This window comes from Alkaliphilus crotonatoxidans, assembly GCF_054658015.1.
The window spans coordinates 1-19637 of sequence record NZ_BAAHXS010000004.1; the positions used below are offsets into that span (position 1 = coordinate 1).

20 protein-coding genes and 2 pseudogenes are annotated in these 19637 nt (G+C 37.9%); 2 read left to right on the plus strand and 20 right to left on the minus strand.

Annotation, left to right across the window (positions count from 1 at the left end):
- From uvrA to ACYQ1I_RS02525, 4 genes and pseudogenes are all read right to left on the minus strand, one after another.
- A pseudogene (gene uvrA / locus ACYQ1I_RS02510) lies at window positions 1–2648 on the minus strand (excinuclease ABC subunit UvrA); the annotation flags it as partial.
- A gap of 2 nt (window positions 2649–2650) precedes the next feature.
- Window positions 2651–4642 carry an excinuclease ABC subunit UvrB gene (uvrB, locus tag ACYQ1I_RS02515; RefSeq protein WP_459762145.1) on the minus strand — a complete coding sequence of 664 codons (1992 nt, stop codon included), beginning with the start codon at window positions 4640–4642 and terminating at the stop codon, window positions 2651–2653.
- A gap of 288 nt (window positions 4643–4930) precedes the next feature.
- Window positions 4931–6148, minus strand: coding sequence for a S41 family peptidase (locus ACYQ1I_RS02520; RefSeq protein ID WP_459762147.1), 1218 nt, complete (start codon window positions 6146–6148; stop codon window positions 4931–4933).
- A 394-nt stretch (window positions 6149–6542) separates the two neighbouring features.
- The gene (locus tag ACYQ1I_RS02525; RefSeq protein ID WP_459762149.1) at window positions 6543–7142 is read right to left on the minus strand and encodes a nitroreductase family protein; all 600 of its coding nucleotides are present in this window, start codon (window positions 7140–7142) and stop codon (window positions 6543–6545) included.
- A 267-nt stretch (window positions 7143–7409) separates the two neighbouring features.
- Between ACYQ1I_RS02525 and ACYQ1I_RS02530 the strand changes: the two genes are divergently transcribed.
- A complete protein-coding gene (locus ACYQ1I_RS02530) occupies window positions 7410–7838 on the plus strand; it encodes a hypothetical protein (protein WP_459762151.1) in 429 nt (142 codons plus the stop codon).
- Window positions 7839–7888: 50 nt separating this feature from the next.
- Here the strand turns inward: ACYQ1I_RS02530 and ACYQ1I_RS02535 are convergent, their stop codons facing one another.
- From ACYQ1I_RS02535 to ACYQ1I_RS02570, 8 genes and pseudogenes are all read right to left on the minus strand, one after another.
- Window positions 7889–8449, minus strand: coding sequence for a DUF4879 domain-containing protein (locus tag ACYQ1I_RS02535; protein ID WP_459762153.1), 561 nt, complete (start codon window positions 8447–8449; stop codon window positions 7889–7891).
- A gap of 749 nt (window positions 8450–9198) precedes the next feature.
- Entirely contained in the window at window positions 9199–9537 is a 339-nt protein-coding gene (locus ACYQ1I_RS02540; RefSeq protein ID WP_459762155.1) for a hypothetical protein, read from the minus strand.
- 27 nt (window positions 9538–9564) lie between these two features.
- The gene (locus ACYQ1I_RS02545) at window positions 9565–9744 is read right to left on the minus strand and encodes a hypothetical protein (RefSeq protein WP_459762157.1); all 180 of its coding nucleotides are present in this window, start codon (window positions 9742–9744) and stop codon (window positions 9565–9567) included.
- Between the two features lie 43 nt (window positions 9745–9787).
- A pseudogene (locus tag ACYQ1I_RS02550) lies at window positions 9788–10366 on the minus strand (transposase); the annotation flags it as partial.
- 168 nt (window positions 10367–10534) lie between these two features.
- A complete protein-coding gene (locus ACYQ1I_RS02555; RefSeq protein WP_459762159.1) occupies window positions 10535–11086 on the minus strand; it encodes a DUF5104 domain-containing protein in 552 nt (183 codons plus the stop codon).
- An 81-nt stretch (window positions 11087–11167) separates the two neighbouring features.
- Window positions 11168–11671, minus strand: a complete 504-nt coding sequence (locus tag ACYQ1I_RS02560) for a DUF4474 domain-containing protein (protein ID WP_459762161.1) — start codon at window positions 11669–11671, stop codon at window positions 11168–11170.
- 26 nt (window positions 11672–11697) lie between these two features.
- Window positions 11698–11880: a hypothetical protein gene (locus ACYQ1I_RS02565; protein ID WP_459762163.1), complete on the minus strand. Its 183-nt coding sequence runs from the start codon at window positions 11878–11880 to the stop codon at window positions 11698–11700.
- A 4-nt stretch (window positions 11881–11884) separates the two neighbouring features.
- Window positions 11885–12100: a hypothetical protein gene (locus ACYQ1I_RS02570; RefSeq protein WP_459762165.1), complete on the minus strand. Its 216-nt coding sequence runs from the start codon at window positions 12098–12100 to the stop codon at window positions 11885–11887.
- A 188-nt stretch (window positions 12101–12288) separates the two neighbouring features.
- Here ACYQ1I_RS02570 and ACYQ1I_RS02575 point away from each other — a divergent pair, with 188 nt between their 5' ends.
- On the plus strand, window positions 12289–13524 hold the full coding sequence (locus ACYQ1I_RS02575) for an IS256 family transposase (protein ID WP_459762167.1): 1236 nt from the start codon (window positions 12289–12291) through the stop codon (window positions 13522–13524).
- 216 nt (window positions 13525–13740) lie between these two features.
- Here the strand turns inward: ACYQ1I_RS02575 and ACYQ1I_RS02580 are convergent, their stop codons facing one another.
- The 8 genes from ACYQ1I_RS02580 to ACYQ1I_RS02615 form a co-directional block, all read right to left on the minus strand.
- Entirely contained in the window at window positions 13741–14199 is a 459-nt protein-coding gene (locus ACYQ1I_RS02580; protein ID WP_459762169.1) for a hypothetical protein, read from the minus strand.
- 526 nt (window positions 14200–14725) lie between these two features.
- Window positions 14726–15061, minus strand: a complete 336-nt coding sequence (locus ACYQ1I_RS02585) for a DUF3969 family protein (protein WP_459762171.1) — start codon at window positions 15059–15061, stop codon at window positions 14726–14728.
- Window positions 15062–15248: 187 nt separating this feature from the next.
- Window positions 15249–15968, minus strand: coding sequence for a hypothetical protein (locus tag ACYQ1I_RS02590; RefSeq protein ID WP_459762173.1), 720 nt, complete (start codon window positions 15966–15968; stop codon window positions 15249–15251).
- Window positions 15937–16518, minus strand: a complete 582-nt coding sequence (locus ACYQ1I_RS02595; RefSeq protein ID WP_488193072.1) for an RHS repeat-associated core domain-containing protein — start codon at window positions 16516–16518, stop codon at window positions 15937–15939. Before ACYQ1I_RS02595 ends, ACYQ1I_RS02590 begins: the two co-directional genes overlap by 32 nt.
- A gap of 221 nt (window positions 16519–16739) precedes the next feature.
- Entirely contained in the window at window positions 16740–17393 is a 654-nt protein-coding gene (locus tag ACYQ1I_RS02600) for a hypothetical protein (protein ID WP_459762177.1), read from the minus strand.
- Between the two features lie 59 nt (window positions 17394–17452).
- On the minus strand, window positions 17453–17968 hold the full coding sequence (locus tag ACYQ1I_RS02605) for a hypothetical protein (protein ID WP_459762179.1): 516 nt from the start codon (window positions 17966–17968) through the stop codon (window positions 17453–17455).
- Between the two features lie 93 nt (window positions 17969–18061).
- A complete protein-coding gene (locus tag ACYQ1I_RS02610) occupies window positions 18062–19333 on the minus strand; it encodes an IS110 family RNA-guided transposase (RefSeq protein ID WP_459765278.1) in 1272 nt (423 codons plus the stop codon).
- Window positions 19334–19421: 88 nt separating this feature from the next.
- Window positions 19422–19598 (minus strand): SymE family type I addiction module toxin, encoded by a 177-nt coding sequence (locus ACYQ1I_RS02615; RefSeq protein ID WP_081561916.1) that lies wholly within the window; start codon window positions 19596–19598, stop codon window positions 19422–19424.
- Window positions 19599–19637: the final 39 nt, after the last annotated feature.

The window sequence follows — 19637 nt, forward strand, 5'->3', positions numbered from 1 at the left end:
TGTGTCTACCAGCTGCTGCAGCACGTCAATCAATCGATGAATATCTTCAAAGTGCAGACCGGTGGTAGGCTCATCCAGGATATAAAGGGTTTTTCCCGTGCTTCGCTTGCTTAGCTCACTGGCCAGCTTAATTCTTTGGGCTTCACCTCCAGAAAGCTGAGTTGAGGGTTGCCCCAATTTGATGTAGCCCAGCCCTACATCATAGAGGGTTTGCAGCTTCCTCTTAATTTTGGGCAGATTTTCAAAGAAGACCACTGCCTCCTCGACATTCATTTCTAATACATCAGAAATAGTTTTTCCCTTGTATTTTACATCCAGGGTTTCTCTGTTATAGCGTTTCCCCTTGCAGACCTCACAGGGTACATATACGTCGGGCAGGAAGTGCATTTCAATTTTGATAATACCATCGCCGCTGCAGGCTTCACAACGGCCTCCTTTAATATTAAAGCTAAAGCGACCCTTTTGATAGCCCCGCATCTTAGCCTGGGGCACCTGGGCAAAGACTTCACGGATATCGTCAAAGACCCCGGTATAGGTGGCCGGATTCGATCGTGGCGTTCTGCCAATGGGGGATTGATCAATTTCTATAATCTTGTCAATATACTCAAGGCCCTTGATGGCTCGATGGTTTCCTGGTTTAGCCTTGGCCCTATTCAGTTCCTGGGCTATTTTTTTATAGAGTATTTCATTAATCAAGGTACTTTTTCCTGATCCCGATACCCCAGTAACACAGGTGAATACCCCCAGGGGAATTTCCACATCAATATTTTTTAAGTTATTTTCACAAGCCCCTTTAATTTCAATCCATTTTCCGTTGGGCTCTCTTCGTTTTTTAGGTACTTCAATTCCCTTTATACCGCTTAGATATTGACCCGTGATGGAATCCTTAGTATTAATAATATCCTCCAGGGTACCCTCAGCAACCACGTGGCCCCCATGGATTCCTGCCCCGGGCCTATGTCAATAATATGATCAGCCTCTCGGATGGTATCCTCATCATGCTCCACCACTATAACAGTATTTCCTATGTCGCTGAGCTTTCGGAGGGTTTTGATCAGCCTGTCGTTGTCCCGTTGGTGGAGCCCTATGCTGGGCTCGTCTAAAATATAGAGTACCCCCACCAGGCTGGAGCCAATCTGGGTCGCCAGGCGAATCCGTTGAGCCTCCCCACCGGAAAGGGTTCCGGCTGTTCTGGATAGGGTTAAATAGTCCAGCCCCACATCCGTTAAGAAGTCTAATCTTCCCTTAATTTCCTTTAATATCTGTACGGCGATAAAGAGCTTCCTGTCATCCAGCTGAAGCTCATCAAAGTACTTTTTGGCTTCCCCAATAGACATTTCTGTTACTTCATGAATGTTTTTGCCGCCAACGGTAACCGCCAGAATTGTATCCTTTAACCTGGCTCCTTTACACAGCTGGCACGGGCTTTCACTCATATATTCCTCTATTTTTTCCTTCATATACTCTGAGGCAGTTTCCCGGTACCTTCGTTCCAGGTTGGGGATAACCCCTTCAAAAACCGACTCATAGGTTCTGGTGCCTCCATATTTGGACTCGTATTGAAAGGTAATTTTTTCATTGGCCGAGCCATAGAGCAATACCTGTATAAATTTATCGGGCAGATCCTTTAAGGGGGTATCTATATCTACCCCGAATTTTTGAGCCAGGGTCTCTACCATTTTAAAATAATAGGTATTGTCTGACGTTCCATTGGCTGATGTCCAGGGGGCCACGCCCCCCTGGCGAATGGTCAAATTAAGATCCGGCAGAACTAAATCCCGGTCAACCACCTTCATATGGCCAATTCCATTACATTCCGGGCAAGCCCCATAGGGGCTGTTGAAGGAAAACATACGGGGTGCCATTTCCTCGATACCAATGCCGTGCTCAGGGCACGCAAACTTGGTGGAAAATAAAATTTCTTCCTTTCCAATGATATCAGCAATAATTGTTCCCTCTGTTAACTTTAGGGCCGTTTCAATGGAGTCGGCGATTCGCTGCTCGGAACCAGGCTTGATCACAATCCGATCAACTACTACCTCAATATGATGCTTTTTGGTCTTAGCCAGCTTGATTTCTTCCTGTAAGTCCCTTACTTCTCCATCAATCCTTACCCTGACAAAGCCATCCTTTTTAATATCATCTAGTATCTTCTGATGCTCGCCCTTTTTTCCCCTGACCACCGGAGCCAAGAGCTGAAGCTTGGTGCCTTCATCAAATTCCATCAGCCTGTCAACGATTTGCTCCACCGTCATTTGACTGATTTCAACACCGCAAACGGGACAGTGGGGTGTACCTACCCGGGCAAACAAGAGCCGCAGGTAATCATAGATTTCGGTTACGGTTCCTACGGTAGAACGGGGATTTTTGCTGGTAGTCTTTTGGTCAATGGATATGGCCGGGGAAAGGCCTTCAATATAATCAACATCGGGTTTTTCCATCTGACCCAGGAACTGCCTTGCATAGGAAGAAATACTTTCCATATAGCGTCGTTGGCCCTCGGCGTAGATAGTATCAAAGGCCAGGGATGATTTGCCTGAGCCTGATAATCCGGTTAATACTACTAATTTTTCTCTTGGAATTTCAACATTAATGTCCTTTAGGTTGTGCTCCCTTGCACCCTTTATAATAATTTTGTCTCGTGCCACTTTTACACCTCTTTTATCTTAAGTTTTTCACGTTCGATTTCCTTGATTTTATCCCGAAGCTCTGCAGCCCTTTCAAATTGAAGGTTTTCAGCTGCCTCTATCATTTCCGCTTTCAGCTTCTCGATCACTGTCTGCCACTCTTGGGCTGTCATTTCTGACTTTTTAGGTATACTGTATTTTTCAGTCTCTTCAGCTGCAATAGTGGCCTCAATTACATTTCTAACCTTTTTCACCACTGATTTGGCTTCAATACCATGTTTTTTATTGTATTCACTTTGAAGGCTTCTTCTACGCTCTGTTTCGGATATAGCCCGTTTCATGGAATTGGTAATGATATCGGCATACATGATTACCTTTCCCTCTACATTCCTGGCGGCACGGCCTATGGTCTGGATTAAAGAGGTCTCTGATCGTAAGAAGCCCTCTTTGTCGGCATCTAAAATGGCCACCAGTGAAACCTCGGGCAGGTCAAGCCCCTCCCTCAGCAGATTAATTCCCACCAGTACATCAAATTCCCCCAGACGCAGGTCACGAATAATCTCCATCCGTTCTAAGGTATGGACATCGGAATGCAGATATCGTACTGCAATTTCCATATCCTTTAAATACTTGGTTAAATCCTCTGCCATTTTCTTCGTCAAGGTGGTCACCAACACCCGCTGCTGGGCGGCAATTCTCAGATTGATTTCTCCAACCAGATCGTCGATTTGTCCCTTTACGGGCCGAACCTCAACGATTGGGTCTAATAACCCTGTGGGCCGTATAATTTGCTCCACCACCGGGCCCTGTTTTTCTAATTCATAGGGTCCTGGTGTAGCACTGACATAGACGATTTGATTGACCAGGGATTCAAATTCTGGAAACTTCAATGGTCTATTGTCAAAGGCAGAGGGAAGCCTAAAGCCATACTCCACCAGGGTTTCCTTTCTGGCCCTGTCGCCGTTGTACATTGCTCTGACCTGGGGAATGGTCACATGGGATTCATCCACGATGATCAAATAATCATCGGGAAAGTAATCCAGCAGGGTAAAGGGCCTGCTACCGGGGCTTCTGGCAGTTAGATGCCTGGAGTAGTTTTCTATTCCCTGGCAAAAGCCTACCTCCCTTAGCATTTCAATATCATACATGGTTCTTTGCTGGATTCGCTGGGCCTCCAGGAGCTTGTCTCTTTCCTGAAAATACTTTACCCGCTCTTGCAGTTCCTTTTCTATATTGTGAATGGCCACCTCGATTTTATCGGCCCCGGTGGCATAGTGAGAGGCAGGGAAAATCGAAACATGATTCCGAAGTCCAATTATTTCTCCTGTTAGGGCATTTATCTCGGTAATGCGCTCAATCTCATCGCCAAAGAAATCAACCCGAATGGCATTTTCCGACGAGGAGGCGGGGAAGATTTCCACGACATCGCCCCTTACCCGAAAGGCACCCCTGACAAAATTAATATCGTTTCGCTCATACTGTATATCGACCAATTGTCTTAAAACCTGATCACGATCCTTGTTCATTCCCGTTCGTAAAGAAACCAGCAGCTTTTTGTACTCTTCCGGATCTCCCAGGCCATAAATACAAGAGACACTGGCCACAATAATAACATCCCGCCGCTCCAGCAGGGAAGAAGTGGCGGAGTGGCGCAATTTATCTATTTCATCATTAATGGAAGCATCCTTTTCAATATAAGTATCGGAATGAACTACATAGGCCTCTGGCTGATAATAGTCGTAATAGCTGACAAAATATTCTACAGCATTATTAGGAAAGAACTCCTTAAATTCGCTGCATAGCTGGGCAGCCAGGGTTTTGTTATGGGCGATAACCAGGGTGGGCTTTTGCACATTTTGTATGACATTGGCCATGGTAAAGGTTTTACCTGAACCCGTTACTCCCAACAGTGTTTGATGTTTATTCCCCTTCACAATGCTGTTGGTCAGGGCCTCTATGGCCTTGGGCTGGTCGCCTGTTGGCTGGTAATCTGACACAATTTCAAATTTATTCATAAAAATAGCTCCTTATTGATTTTTCAATACTGCTTACTATTATATCATATTAGGTTAACATAATTAAGTCCAAATTATCAATTGATCTCTACTTCAACCTATCGATTGGAGCATGAAAATCATATCTAAATCCAATTTAAGAACGTATGTTCTGAATTTAATTATACTCCTGCTGTAAATTCTTGTCAACGTCCTTTTAATAAAAGTTTTCAAAAATATCTATCTTTCATAATACCCTTTTTTGTAAAGGTAAATCCCCATCAATGATGGGGATTTAAGAGCCGAGCCTTACTGTAATTTTTCTTTAATGACCTCAATAGCTTTTTGTAATTGCAGGTCTTCGCTTTGTTCGATATTGGAGGCATTTGCTAATTCCTCCGGCAGCTCCACCACTATATTGGGCTCAATGCCTGTACCATGGATATTAGTACCGTTAGGAGTAAAATATTGTGATACGGTATATTTAAAGCCTGTTCCGTCGGATAATGGCTTCACCTGTTGAACCAGCCCCTTACCAAAGGTAGTGGTACCTACAATGGTTCCTTCTCCGCCGTCCTTTACAGCCCCTGCTAAGATTTCAGAGGCACTGGCACTGCCCTTATTAACCAACAGCACTAGGGGATAATCTACCTTGCTTTTATTAGACCTTTCTTCCTCCCGCACGCCATGGCGATCCTCGGTATAGACAATTACCTGTTCCCCCAGAAGGGTATCGGCAATTTCAATACACTGGTCCAGTAATCCTCCGGGATTATTCCTAAGATCCAATACTAAGCCTTTAATTCCCTTTTGCTCCAATTCCTTTAGGTGCTGCTTAAAATCTGCTGCCGTTTTCTCGTCAAAGGTAGAAATCCGGATATAGCCAATGTTGTCGTTGAGCACTTCAGATTTGACAGTTTGTATTCTAATTTCTTCCCGCTTTATGTCAACATCAAAGGGTTCTGCCCTGCCTTCACGCTTAATACTTAGCACAACACTGCTTCCCGGCTCACCCTTCATTAATTCCACTGCATAATCCAGCTTATCAGCGGTTACAGCCTCTCCATTAACCGCTATAATTCTATCACCCGTTGTGATTCCTGCCCTTTCTCCTGGGGTATCTTCAATAGGTGATACTACCGTAACATATCCATCCTCTCCAGGCGTTACGATCACGCCAATCCCTCCGTAGCTGCCAGAGGTTCTAGTCATTAAATCATTAAACTCCTTTGCAGTCATATAATCTGTGTAGGGGTCACCTATACTGTCAAACATCCCTTCAATGGCCCCTTCGATCAGTGTTTCCTGATCAAGCTCTTGATAATAATTATTTAACAGGTAGTCGTTCAATTGAAAGAGCTTTCCATATTGGTTTTGTATATTTTGATAATACTGATAGGTATTCTCGGAAATAATATATTTTTGATCCAGCTTAACGGCTATAAAATTCCCTACGGTTACATTTAAAATAGTGGTTAAAAGAACAATAGCGATTGCTCCAATTATTGCCTTTTTCTTACTGATCATTGTTTTCTCCCCTTTAGTCAATGGCATTTATTCTTCTATTGTATAACTTATTAGAATTTATTATACCATATGCATTCTTGTATTGAAAAAAAATTAATGGAATTAGTGAAAATTAACAATTACGCCGATTTTTATGGCTTAGATTACCATCTTAATATTAAAGACAAAAAAACAAAGGGCCTGAATTTTACCCTTTGTTTTATACGATACTTTATTTAGGGTGTGTCTGAAAACCCACTCAAGGGCATCTTTCACCGCTTTTTTGTCCCACGCAGCGTTGCTTTTCCTTGACGTACTCCTGGTATGCCTTCAAAAAAGCGCCTTGCTTGGAACTAAAATTCCAATAAAATCTGCACCCTTCGGAGTATTCAGACACACCCTAATCTAATTTAAATTATTTAAAGACCTTAATACGTTTATCAAGGGGCTCAAAGCTTTTATCTCCCGGCTCAGCAGTGGGCTTGCCAAAGGGCATTTGAGCAATCAACTTCCAGGTCTCTGGAATTCCCCATTTTTTCTTAACCTCTTCATCTATTAACGGATTGTAATGCTGTAACGATGCTCCAAAGCCTTCACTGGTTAAAGCAGTCCACACTACGTATTGAATCATCCCTGTAGCATGCTGGGCCCAAATGGGGAAATTATCCTTATAAAGTGAGAATTTTTCCTGTAATCCTTTTATTATGCTTTCATCCTCAAAGAATAGTACCGTTCCGTAGCCATCCTTAAAGCTCTTCATTTTATCAGCAGTAGATTGGAAATTATCAGCTGGTACAATTTTTCTAAGGGTTTCTGTCGTAATATCCCAAAGCTGGTCATGATTTTCGCCCAGCAACACCACTACCCGTCCGCTCTGTGAATTAAATGCACTGGGTGTATGTTTTACAGCAAACTCTATGATTTCCAGCAGCCTTTCATCAGAAACCACCGTTTCTTTGCTAATTCCATAATAGGAACGCCTTTTTTCTACCGCATCATAAAAATTAATTGACATATCTAAAAACCTCCGTTTCAGTAATATATTATTTTTCTATTCTTTACCCCTGGAGGTTTGAATTATTCATTTGTATAAAATTATTTTTATTTATTCTTTTCGACAACCGCAACACTGATTTAATTCTATATCAGGATCAGGATATTTTAAAAAAATTGAAAAAAGTAATAAAAATTTATGGAAAAACATTAAAGAGAATACAAATTTTTCCGATAATTGTTATATAATATGAAAACAAAAATTTAAGCTGCAGGGGGTGTTATAATAATGAAAATTTATGGCGGGTATCAGCCGACCTTTCAAACCTTTTCAAAGGAAATAAAGGGAAACAACAATGATGACCTGTACTTAGAAGCTGCAAAGAATGGCCTTGACAAAAATTCAAACATTTGGGATGAGATTGCTAAGGATTCTAATATTCGGAATGCTTCCTTTGAGGAGCTATGCAATATTTCAACTCAATTATATGAAGCTGAGGAGATTTCTTTACTTACTCATTCTACTTTAACCTTTGATCCTGGCAGATGCACACTACTTACTAGGTCAGATATTAATTTGACTCCTACCGACGAAGATGGAAGGCGGAATTGGATTGCAGAATATCAAGCAAGGGCTAACAGAGACCTTAAAATGGGAAATGTTGACGGTTATGTACAAAATAATGATATTCTTAAAATTTTAAATCGCCTCATTTAGCTTCTGTGGTATGTAGAAAATCCCCTTTTACGGGGATTTTCATTTAGTATTTATTGTATATAGATGGAATCTGACATTGTATTCCAGGGGTAATTAGATGAAGTATTTTGATAGCTGAAGTTTCCGCTTTCATAATTGCTGGCATCCCACCAGTAGAACCAACCATCAATAATACTGTCATTATCTAAATCGATAGCTTGATATTGGATTGAACTAAGTAATGTTCCATTCATTCTGGCAAACCGTTGATGACCATATCCTAATTCTACCGTTACGATATACATTTCTCCACCACCATGATCTTGCACAGATCGAAGCTGATTATCTGAAAAATACTCATATTGAGGATAATTCGTTGAAATTGCTGCATAGACCTCCAGGTAAGTCAAAGGTGGCGCTGGTGCCATTGGCTGAACATCACCGTTAAGCTCGTATGCCGCCTGTTGCGCCTTTAGATCTTCTATTATTTTGATTACCTGATCATTAACTTCAATAGGTTCAAACAGTAAATCTGATGAATAGTCATTCTCAATGCTAACGGCAAAGGCACTCATGTTAAACATTGATACCATCAAGCAAATTACCAACACACTAAATACTTTTCTTTTCATCAAAATCTCCTCCTTATTAATTAGGTATCTGTTGTTAAATATTTAACCAATCATTTTAAAGTTGATGCTCTAATTTCCATTGTACCGCCTCCTTTTCAATGATCATTTTACCATATTTGTATGTAAAATTTTGTAATTATTATGGGCTTGTACAAATTTTTATTTTGTTACTATTTTTGAAAATTCCAAATATATTAATATACTACACTTGTCAGAAGGAATTATTATGATTTTGATTTGAAAATAATCTTTACCTTGTTGAAGATGGAACAAATTATAAAAATACTGTCATAATTTATTAAATGGAACAAATATTAAAGAAATTTTCGTTAAATAGTTAACTTATTTAATTTAGCTCTCTAATTTCTAAAAAAATCACCCTGCAGTGCTTGAAGCAGAGTGATTAAAATAATAAGCTGTATTACGTTTTAAATAATTTCATTTTTTTCAATTGCTCAACACTGCTGAAGGAGAGTAATCATTCATACACCGAAATAGTCAATACTTAAGTAAGGAATGCACTACATTTTAGAGATATTGATATTATCTTATCTCCCACCTGTCAAATGACATAGTGGGTAAATAATTACCTACCTTCGTTCTCTCTCATTCAGGGTTAAAAATAATTATGGTTCGAATTTATAAAAGTGTCCTAGAAAAAAGTAGAATACTATGGTTTTAAATTTTAGTCTTAGTGATGATGTCAAAGGTGATTTAAAACTTACCTACCACATTGAATCGTTAGAGAATTATTCAGCTAGTTTTTCTAACATTTCATCTAATACTTTTATATCAAATTCAGTCGATAAATGGTTTAGTTTAATCCAATATGCATCACCTTCAGCATATGCTTGAATCGCTTCCTTAATTATTACTTCTGTTAATTCTCTCACTATTATTAATGGACAACTAGGCTCTACAAAATCTTTGTTGGATTTATTCATTTGAGTTAAGAGGTTTTTTTGTGTAATTACAACCACTGAATAAGTATAGCCATCGTCTAGTTCAACAAAAACGTCTATATTGTCATCTTGAATATCTTTAATTTTCTTTAATGAGGTTGGAAAACTAATTTTTTTGACTAGCATATCATCTCTCTCCTTAGAACTAATACCTTAATTGCTGTACATTTTTATTAAAATATCAATTACCTTCTGTTCATTTGCTTTGCTAGACTTACCTAGTATTTCTATAGTACCATCAACAATCCTATAGAAAACTCTAGCACCATTACCCGTTCCCTCACTACAAGAGCCATAACCATTATATAATTCCTGTACCAATATCTCAATCAAAAAAAGCAAATTCCTTCCAGGGCTTTAAGCCTTCATTTAAAAATCAGTTTTCTCTGTCAGCCTTATCAATCGGTCTGTATTCTGTCTTGGTCTTCATCATGCCGTAGATAATCCTCTTAAGCCGCCTTGCCACGCATACAAGCGCCTGTGGTTTGTTCTTGCCTTCCTTGACCTTCTGTTCAAAATACTCTTTGAATACCGGGTGCCTTGGCTTTCCTCCCTTTGACACAGCCACCATCTGGATTGCAAGGAAGTGGAATATTGCATTTAAAACCCTGTTCCCATTCCTGCATCGTTCATCCTTACCTTTTCCGGCAGAACTGAAGGATACAGGAGCCAGCCCCATGAACCGCGCAAGCTTATCAGAATCGGGGAATCGGTCGATATCTCCGATTTCTGAGATAAGATGCGCTTCAGTTGCAAGGTCAATTCCCGGCATTGTGCGTAATTTATAGCCAGCTAGCGGGATTATTCTCTCAAGCTCAAGGTCAACCTCTTTAATTTGCTCAAGGTTATTCTTGATGCTCTTTACAAGGCTCTTGACAATAAAATCCCTTTCCTCTTGATAATCCTTCCTTGTATCGCCATCGTTTTCTATCATTGCAAAGATTTCAAGAACCCGTTCCGCAGCTATTTCTGGTGACCATAATTTCAGAAGAAAATAAGAACAGCATTTAAAGCGTAATTAGATATGTCAGCGGCTGTAACTCTGGAATTGTATAAGAATCTATGTAAACAGAAATAGCCACTAATCGAATTTTAATTAATGGGTGGCTATTTCTAACTTATGTTATTTTATTGGTAAATAGATTCCTGCGTGTGATATCTTTTGGTCACCATCATATAATATCTTTTGGTCGCTATCATATATATTTTTTTCATCTTCTGCCTTTACAACCAAGAGCATATATAGGCCAACATTATCAGGGTGGTCTGTGTCAACGGGGTAATCTCGCAGTAAAAAGAAGTATTTTTGTTTATCGGTGTTTACATAATAATATGAACTGACTTCTTTCTTTTCATGTCCATGATCATTTGATTCAAAAACTGTGGGGCCATCTAATTTTTCCCATGAATCAATTTTCCCTTGGATGAATACGAATAAATGGTCAACTCCTCCATCAAAATCACCTGCATCATCTATAGCTTGTTTTGAAAACATCGCCCTCAAAGTATCTTTATGTTGATTTTTAATAGCCTCAATCACTTGTTCCAGTCGTGCATTTGCCTTTGTTTCATCGTTATCTTTGTTAAGTATTTTCGTTCTTGACCCTCCTAACGAGCATGAACTCAATAATAACATACTAAGTATAAGTATTGAGCTAATTATAAACTTACGCATAGGCTATTTATTCCTTCCTACTTAAATGTAAAAGTTAGTAATATTTATTATCTTTTGATATCGACCATTTATCTTTATTTGTCAAGTAATCCCTTGATTCAATAAAGTCATATACAAATCTTGTTTGCCAGAAAAGTCGACTGTGTAAGTAGCTGTTAGCTGGCTGGCTTTCACGTCTTGATAATCGGGATTAAAGCCTGTCACCCACCATTTATCTGTGCTTTTGCGTAGTGGATCAAATATTTTGGGATCAACTTTCTTGGGATCATAAGATATTATTTGTTTTCCGTTATAGTCCAATGATAAAGTCATTGGCATAGCAAGACTTTGGTCAACAAGCCAGTGTTCAGTATCACCCATTCTTTTATATATACCCATTTCTGCTCCTGCACCTAAGTTCAAATAGTCTCCTTTCCATGCCCACAAATTATAATCGTTACCATCATCGTCACTAAATTGGAATTTTGCCTTATTCATACTTGTAGCGTAATGAAAAACGGTATCATAAAAATCATTGTACCCTGAATATTCAAAGCTCTGGAGCGACCATTCCTGTCTAGCATGGTAAACGCCATCATCATCCATGACAAATCCACCTGCATAAAAAAGTGCTAATACACTGTGAGGGCTTGTGTCATGTATGGATGTTGGGTTGCAAACACATTGACCGGGTTTGCTATTAACCATTCAGCAATTTCCCTTGTTACATCTTCAGGCTTAAGTTTAGATAAATCTATATCATTACCCGTCCCCTCACTACAAGAGCCATAACCATTATATAATTCCTGTGCCAATATCTCAATCTCCTATCTCTGCAACTAGGGAGGATGCTGTTACTGTGTTTATTCCTGGCATTGTTTCTAGCTTAAAGTCTAGCTTTTTCATTAGATTAGAGATTTCCTTCTCCACCTTTGATATTTCTTCCTTTTTAAACTGTATATCTCTTACAAGGCTTTGTATTAGAAAATCTCTATATTCTTGATACTCTCTTTCTGTTTCTCCATCTGATTTCATTAACGCTAGTATTGTTTCTGCCTTCTTAGTTGAACATGAATTTCTAGTCTTTTCTAGTAGAAAACCTGTGAAATCAGTTATCTTGGTATGCTTTAGATGATGGGGGGGCGGGATACGAGGGTGTAAGATTATTTGTGTAAAGTAGATTTATGATATAATCTACCTAATTCAAAATGGAGGCTTACACTATGGCTAAGAAAAAACGTAATCCCGCTTCTGACGAAGTAATGAAGTATCTGTTTCAAAACTATGAGATCAAGTCTGCCCTGGACATTCAGGAGGCTCTTAAGGACATGTTTGCTGATACCCTGGAGGCCATGCTCGAAGCAGAGCTGGATGATCACCTTGGCTACGCCAAAAATGCTAACAAACAAGCGACCACCAGTAACCGCCGTAATGGTCACAGTACCAAAACCGTGATCGGTCAGTTGGGAGATACTCAGATTAATGTTCCAAGAGACCGGGAAGCCTCCTTTGATCCTGCCATCGTTCCTAAAGGCCAGAAGGATGTCGCAGGAATTGAAGAAAAAATCCTGGCTATGTACGCAAAAGGACAATCCCAAAGAGATATTGAAGCCACAATCCAAGACATTTATGGCTTTGATATCAGCCATGAAACAGTTTCAAAGATTACCGACAAAATTATTCCCCTTATCAAAGAATTCCGTAATAGAGCGCTACAAAGGTGCTACCCCTTTGTATTTGTAGATGCCATGTACACACCAGTAAAAACAGAGTCAGGTACGGGCCAGAAAGCCCTTTATAACGTGATAGGAATTGATCCAGAGGGTCGTAAAGATGTTCTAGGATTTTGGTTATCCGAAGATGAAAGCAGTAGACACTGGCTACAGATACTAGAAGAAATCAAGAGCCGTGGTGTAGAGGACATAATCTTCATTTCTTTAGATGGACTTCCAGGGCTAGAAGAAGCCATAGGAGCCATCTATCCTAGTGCAATCCAACAACGGTGCATTGTTCATCTCATGAGAAATAGCACCAGATATATCCCCCGTAAGCACTGGGCTGAATTTGCTAAAGATATCAAAGGAGTCTATCGAGCGGTTAGTTTAGATGAAGCTAACAGCTTATTCCAAGACTTTGAGACTAAGTGGAAAGAATACGCTGCCGCGTTAGCGGTATGGAGAAACAGCTGGGCATCGGTAGAAAATCTCTTTAACTATCCCAGTGATATTAGAAAAATCATCTATACAACCAATACCATAGAAAGCTATCATAACCAATTAAGGAAGGTAACCAATCGAAAAGGAGCCTTTCCCAGTGAGACAGCACTCTTCAAGTTGGTCTATCTTAGAGTCACCGATATTAAGAAAACATGGGATCGACCAGTCCAGAATTGGGCAAAAGTACTCAATCAGCTAGTGGTATTATTTAAAGACAGAATTACCCAACATCTACGATACTAGGCAATAACTTTACACAAATTTCTTGACAGGTCCATTAATGATAGAATCAAATAGAATAGAAAAAAGTCATAGTCCTTAACATTTAAGTAGTACTATGACTTCAAGGTGTAAAGAAACCGTCCTTTCAGTTATATTGATTAATTTTTAATGTATATAGTTGAATATAAATTACTAATTTATCATCATAAATACACCTTATCCATGCTATTTTTAAAGTTATATATTTATTAACTTTATTTTCTGGAAATAGACTAACAAGTTTGAACCTGTAGAAAATAATATCTCATGAGACATTGTTGTATCATCAACTATAGAAAATTCATCATAACCCCAATCACAAGAAGCTAGCATATCAGTCATCAAATCCCAACTTAGTGATACTTTTTTTACCCCACCGTAATTAATTATACAATTCGTCAATCCATTTACAATGGTTAAATTCAAACTTGAATCCTCTTCAAGTCTCACTATTTCAATTTTAGAGACACTAAAATCATGAAATCCATAATTTTGCAAGTATTCTAACAAAAACTTAGGTGGGAGTTTTTCTTTAATAACCTTGAATTCTTTTGAGTATGCTTTATCATTTATTTCCCATTGTTCTTCAGCTTTTAATCGTTCATTTTCATCTTCACTATTTATCTTACACCATAACTCATTTGTAAAAAATTTCATACCTATTATTCCCCCTTGCAGTCTACTTCATTAAACAGTTATAATTTTACTTTTTCTTTTTTAATTTAGCTTATAAATTAAGATTGAGGAGTCTCAGATATCTTTTCCATCATTTCTTTACATGGCAAATAAAACGTCCACTTGGCTATTGGCTATTTACATATTTTTTATTGTTCATGATAGTTACATTATACAATGTAACGGAGGAAAGATGGTTGCGATTAGCCATCTTTTTTTCTTTTTTTTGCAAAAAAATCAGTACCCTCCCTCAAGAGTGTACTGATCTTTTTTATGGAGGCTATTTCCGACAGCCCTTTTATTGGTTTTGTTGGAGGTTGTAGATTACTTTGTACCTTTGACATTTCAGATAGTAGGATGATTAATCTATTCGTCATAATGGAATGGAAACATAATAACCGTCCCTCGTCCCTTTGCTTCTTTCGTTTTCCGCTTCCTTTCGCTGTCGTCTACCATTTTATAGAAGGTTATCATATAAACGAAAGCCTTTGAAAAAACTAACTACTTCTTAATCAATCCACCTTTTTAAGGGTAAAACTGGTTTTGGTACTAAGCGTAATAATTCAATAGACTTAAAACTTATTTCATCAATAGAATTATTTAATTTATCAGTAATTAGACTTTCAACATCTTCTAGTTCACATCCCAGTTCTAGCAGTTTAATTACATCCTTATTTATACCCAAATCCCTTATCATTTTAACAGAGCATGGACTATAAAGGTAATTTTCTGCTTCCTCAATACTAATTACTCCCTCTTTAATTGCAACCATCATTCCAATATTTGCAATTAATATAAAACGTTCAATATCAGCCTTAGTTTTCAAACTAACATTTAATTCCATCGGATAATCCTCCTACTTTCCTAATTGTTACTCCACCCTGATTTTACTTTTACATCAAATACTTTACCTGATGAACTCTCAAAATAGTGAATAGATGCTTTTTTCCCATTTACATAACCATCTTTATAAACCTTTTTCCACTGTCCAGACTCAACTTTTCTCAGCTCATTTAATACATCATTGTTATTTATATTGGCTTTCTTTGTTCCATTTTGACCGCTTTAAAGCCGTCAGGATATTTAGGAGCTTCTTTAATGGAATTATATAAATTTTTAATATTTCCACCATTACTCCCCCCAGTAGAACCATTTCCAGAAGCTAATGCTGCTACATCTTTTGCTAAGTTATTGGCACTTACTCCTGTAACTGTCAATCTTGCCGCTGTCAAGCCAACTCCCTCTAGTGCTACAGCGCCTCCTACTATAATTGATTGTCCCCCAGTAGCTGGTGCTGCCAATACCCCACCTGCTACTCCTCCTATTATCTCCATTCCTCCTGCAATTGTTCCTGCTGCTCCTAATACTGTAGTCCCTATATCGCCTGTTATTTTACCTAATTTAAAGGCCGTAGTGTCTGAAAATTCTGTGTGACCTGTTATATTCTGCGCTCCACTGAAAAATAAATTGTTGTCTATTGCTACTGCTGCACCTGCTATAAAATCTTGTTCCGCTTCCTTTATTTGAGTGATCTTATTATTCACTTTATTTTTTCTAGTATCACATTTAGCAGATGCATTAGATGCATTACTCTTAGTAACATTAGTTATTGCATTGGTTATGCTATTTTTTGCACTACTCTTCGTGCTACTGATAGAGCTTGGTTTTGAAGGAGAATAACATCCTCCATTTCCATCTTCAATCATATTTCCACTTGGGTCAATATACCTTGATCGGATTGTTATGTACATAGGTATATAAATTCAATCCGTCTCCTCGATAGGGGTCTTCCTGGGTGAATCTTCCTATCTCTGGGTCGTAATATCGGGCCCTTAGATAGTATTGCCCTGTTACCGGGTCATATTGCTCGCCTGTATATTGGAATCGATTATTGACCTTGGCTGCATAGCTTGTGGTGTTTCCAAAGGCATCGTATTGATATGCGTTTAATATTGCTCCTTCTTTATTAATCAGGTTAATAACGTCTCCATGGCTGTTAAGAAGGTAATAGCTGGTTATTGCTCTATAGTCTTCGGTGGCTATCAGTCCATTGCCTCGAACATATCTTGTTACACCCCCTGTATTACTATTCACCTCTGCTATTACATTTCTTCCTGAGTAGATAAACTGATGACTGATTCCATTTTCTGTTAAACCTACTCTTAGCCCCATTGCATCATATTGATTTAGCTGATAGCTTCCATCGGGTAATGCTGCTTTAATTACTTTGTTATAGCTGTCGTAGGTGTAGGTGGTAACCTGCCCTGCTGTTGTTTCTTTTAGTAAATTTCCGTTGTTAATCTTTCTCCATCATACTCATATGCCACTGTAGTACTGCAATTCTTCGTATATATCAAAATATGTCTATTCACTTAGAAAGGGACAAGATACCTGTCTCTTTGTCCCTTTAAAATTTTCATCTCGAATATATTTAAGCATCCTTTAAAAAGGTTGGAAAGCTAATTTTTAACTATTATATTTTCTTTTATCTTTTTTCCATACTCTTAAATACATAAACTTTATTATCGTAATTCCTTTAATTTAGAAACAGCTAAATTAAATAGACGCAACTTCCATTTTCTATCTAATTCACCCTTACCTGGTTCTTTGAATTCGCTATATGCTTCTAAAGTTACGGAATTATTATATACTGCATAAACTAATGTCTCATATGCTTTTAAGTCCATTAACTTTTTTACACAATCTCTTTCAATTAGCCCTCCCTTTTTAACAGACTCTCTAACTTGAAATTCTAACGCCTTTTTTAAAACTTCTTTTGAATCTATATTTTGAGAAATCAATTTTACTTGGTTTGCACTTAATGTTTCTTTTTTAATTAATTTTATTAGTAAACTAATAATAATAGACGATTCTGTCTTATAATACTCATTCAATAGCTCACGAATAAAGTTATCATTAACTACTGAAATTTCATCAATTATTTGACTATAATAATGCCATACAATATGCTCTTTAACATGTTTATGAACATTGATTTCATCTAAGTATTTAAAAATCTTACCTGTTGCCTCTTTAGTTAAAGTTTCATGAATCACTAATTGATCACTAATATCAAGCTGGTTTAAAATTTTATTAACTTTATCAATAAATTCACCTTTACTCACTGATAAATCATTGGCTAATAAATTTATTTTTTTTATTTCCTCTAAACTCATTTTAATACCTCACATTTAAATTGGGATAGTAGATTATAATTCATTTAACTAATACTACATTACCTATTTTTATGCCATTTCATTATGTTACTAATCGCTTTCCTTATCTCTTTTTTGTAAGTATTAACCAATTGTTGTTGCTGCCTATTTAATTCAGGCTCACCTAATAATGGTTTCCCATTTTGCCCTACTTTTACTGTATTACCTTGACTATCTGTAACATGTACATGTGCTGGCGCATGATCGCCTGATCTATAATAATGTTCAATTTTACCATCGCTATTACTCCCTATAGTTTTATTAGGCAAGTTATATTGTAAATCATATCCAGTTGATAAAGCCATAATCTTACTCATTCTATAGGCATCATTAGTCATCTGTACATGTCGTTCAACTTGCTTATTGAAATCTGGATGATTTTCATCAATCTTATACAGTAGTGATACCATCTCTTTGGCATTTTCTAATATCATTTCTTGTACTTTTCTCTCATTACGTGCCTTATAATCTATTAGAAGATCGATTGTTTCACTTAACAAAGCACCGCCTGCTTGAATCTCTTCTGCATCACTCATATAAGTTGCACCATTACCCGTCCCCTAAGTTGTAATCGTGACTTAGGTTTTTAATATGGTGATAACAATACATTACCAGTTATCACCATTATATCAAACTGCCTCTTTCTGTGGAAGTGGCGGGGCTAGGTAGGAAGTCTTATTCTTCATCATGCCATAGATAATATTTACTAGCCTTCTCATAACACATACTAATGCTTGTCCTTTAGTCTTACCTTCCGATATCTTCCCTTGGTAATACTCATAGAATACTGGATTCCTAGGGATTTTACTTCCCTTAGATATCTGTACCTGTTGTACTGCTAGGAAGTAGAAGATTCCATGTAGTGTCCTATTCCCTTGCTTACTCTTTTGATCTTTACCCTTGCCCCCCGAGCTAAAATTTACTGGGGCTATCCCTGCGAATCTTGCTAGTTTATTAGCATTAGAAAATCTATTGATATCTCCTATCTCTGCAACTAAGGAGGATGCTGTTACTGTATTTATTCCTGGCATTGTTTCTAGCTTAAAGTCTAGCTTTTTCATTAGGTTAGAGATTTCCTTCTCCACCTTTGATATTTCTTCCTTCTTAAACTGTATATCTCTTACAAGGCTTTGTATTAGAAAATCTCTATATTCTTGATACTCTCTTTCGGTATCCCCATCTGATTTCATTAGCTCTAATATTGTTTCTGCCTTCTTGGTTGAACAGGAATTTCTACTCTTTTCTAATAGAAACTCTGTAAAATCAGCTACTTTGATATCCCTTAGATGGTGGGGGGCGGGATACTTCTCCCAAAAGGCTAGGGCTGTTACTCCATCTATATCACAGAAGAATTTCTTATAGCTAGGGTAATTATGATTCAATTGAGTATGCAGTTGATTCTTCAGTGCTGTTAGTGATTTCACTAGAGCATCTCTTCTTGTTACCATCTGCCCTAATGTCCAATATATATCCTGTGGATTAGCATCGGGTAATATCTCTAGCTTATTTAATAATACATCTGCTACGCATTTGGCATCCCAACTGTCACTCTTTTGGGTGGTGGGATAGCTCTTACGCTCTGCGTAGGATAGGGCTGAATTTACTTCCTTCACTGGGTAGTTATTTTCTATTAGATATACTGCTAAACTCCTACCATAGCCCCCTACATCCTCTAAACCAAAGACAGGAGTAATGCCTTTCTTGGTATACTTCTTTACTTCCTTAATTAGAGCAGGAAACTCCGATGGCTTATTATCAAACTTAATTTCACCTAATTTACTATGCCAACAATCTATAATTACCGCAGTATGATGATCTTTGTGTAAGTCTACCCCTACATATATATGCTTTAATTTATAATGCAAGGTATCACTCCTCTCTTTAGTTTTAATTAAAAGAATGTCGGCAACCTTAGTTCGAGCGTTAGTCTATATTAATAAATCTATATATTAGACCCGCATTGGGACGAAAGCCTATCCATTCTTTTATTTACTCTCCTTCTATAGCAACAAGCTTTATTAATAGCTGCCCTGCTTTTTCTTCTACAATAATTTTTTTACCGTACCGAAACCCCAGTTTTTCTAACCACTTTCCTTGTAATCTGATTTGGGGCACTTCACTATCATTGGCGGTTACACTAAATACGGTTAATAATCTTACTTTCATGGATTCTCCCTCCTTGCGTGGTAATTACTTAAAATATAC

Coding starts and splice junctions, on each gene's coding strand:
- uvrB (WP_459762145.1), bottom strand. CDS start 4,642: ATGAATAAATTTGAAATTGTGTCAGATTACCAGCCAACAGGCGACCAG.
- ACYQ1I_RS02520 (WP_459762147.1), bottom strand. CDS start 6,148: ATGATCAGTAAGAAAAAGGCAATAATTGGAGCAATCGCTATTGTTCTT.
- ACYQ1I_RS02525 (WP_459762149.1), bottom strand. CDS start 7,142: ATGTCAATTAATTTTTATGATGCGGTAGAAAAAAGGCGTTCCTATTAT.
- ACYQ1I_RS02530 (WP_459762151.1), top strand. CDS start 7,410: ATGAAAATTTATGGCGGGTATCAGCCGACCTTTCAAACCTTTTCAAAG.
- ACYQ1I_RS02535 (WP_459762153.1), bottom strand. CDS start 8,449: ATGAAAAGAAAAGTATTTAGTGTGTTGGTAATTTGCTTGATGGTATCA.
- ACYQ1I_RS02540 (WP_459762155.1), bottom strand. CDS start 9,537: ATGCTAGTCAAAAAAATTAGTTTTCCAACCTCATTAAAGAAAATTAAA.
- ACYQ1I_RS02555 (WP_459762159.1), bottom strand. CDS start 11,086: ATGCGTAAGTTTATAATTAGCTCAATACTTATACTTAGTATGTTATTA.
- ACYQ1I_RS02560 (WP_459762161.1), bottom strand. CDS start 11,671: ATGGATGATGATGGCGTTTACCATGCTAGACAGGAATGGTCGCTCCAG.
- ACYQ1I_RS02570 (WP_459762165.1), bottom strand. CDS start 12,100: ATGAAATCAGATGGAGAAACAGAAAGAGAGTATCAAGAATATAGAGAT.
- ACYQ1I_RS02575 (WP_459762167.1), top strand. CDS start 12,289: ATGGCTAAGAAAAAACGTAATCCCGCTTCTGACGAAGTAATGAAGTAT.
- ACYQ1I_RS02580 (WP_459762169.1), bottom strand. CDS start 14,199: ATGAAATTTTTTACAAATGAGTTATGGTGTAAGATAAATAGTGAAGAT.
- ACYQ1I_RS02585 (WP_459762171.1), bottom strand. CDS start 15,061: ATGGAATTAAATGTTAGTTTGAAAACTAAGGCTGATATTGAACGTTTT.
- ACYQ1I_RS02590 (WP_459762173.1), bottom strand. CDS start 15,968: ATGTACATAACAATCCGATCAAGGTATATTGACCCAAGTGGAAATATG.
- ACYQ1I_RS02600 (WP_459762177.1), bottom strand. CDS start 17,393: ATGAGTTTAGAGGAAATAAAAAAAATAAATTTATTAGCCAATGATTTA.
- ACYQ1I_RS02605 (WP_459762179.1), bottom strand. CDS start 17,968: ATGAGTGATGCAGAAGAGATTCAAGCAGGCGGTGCTTTGTTAAGTGAA.
- ACYQ1I_RS02615 (WP_081561916.1), bottom strand. CDS start 19,598: ATGAAAGTAAGATTATTAACCGTATTTAGTGTAACCGCCAATGATAGT.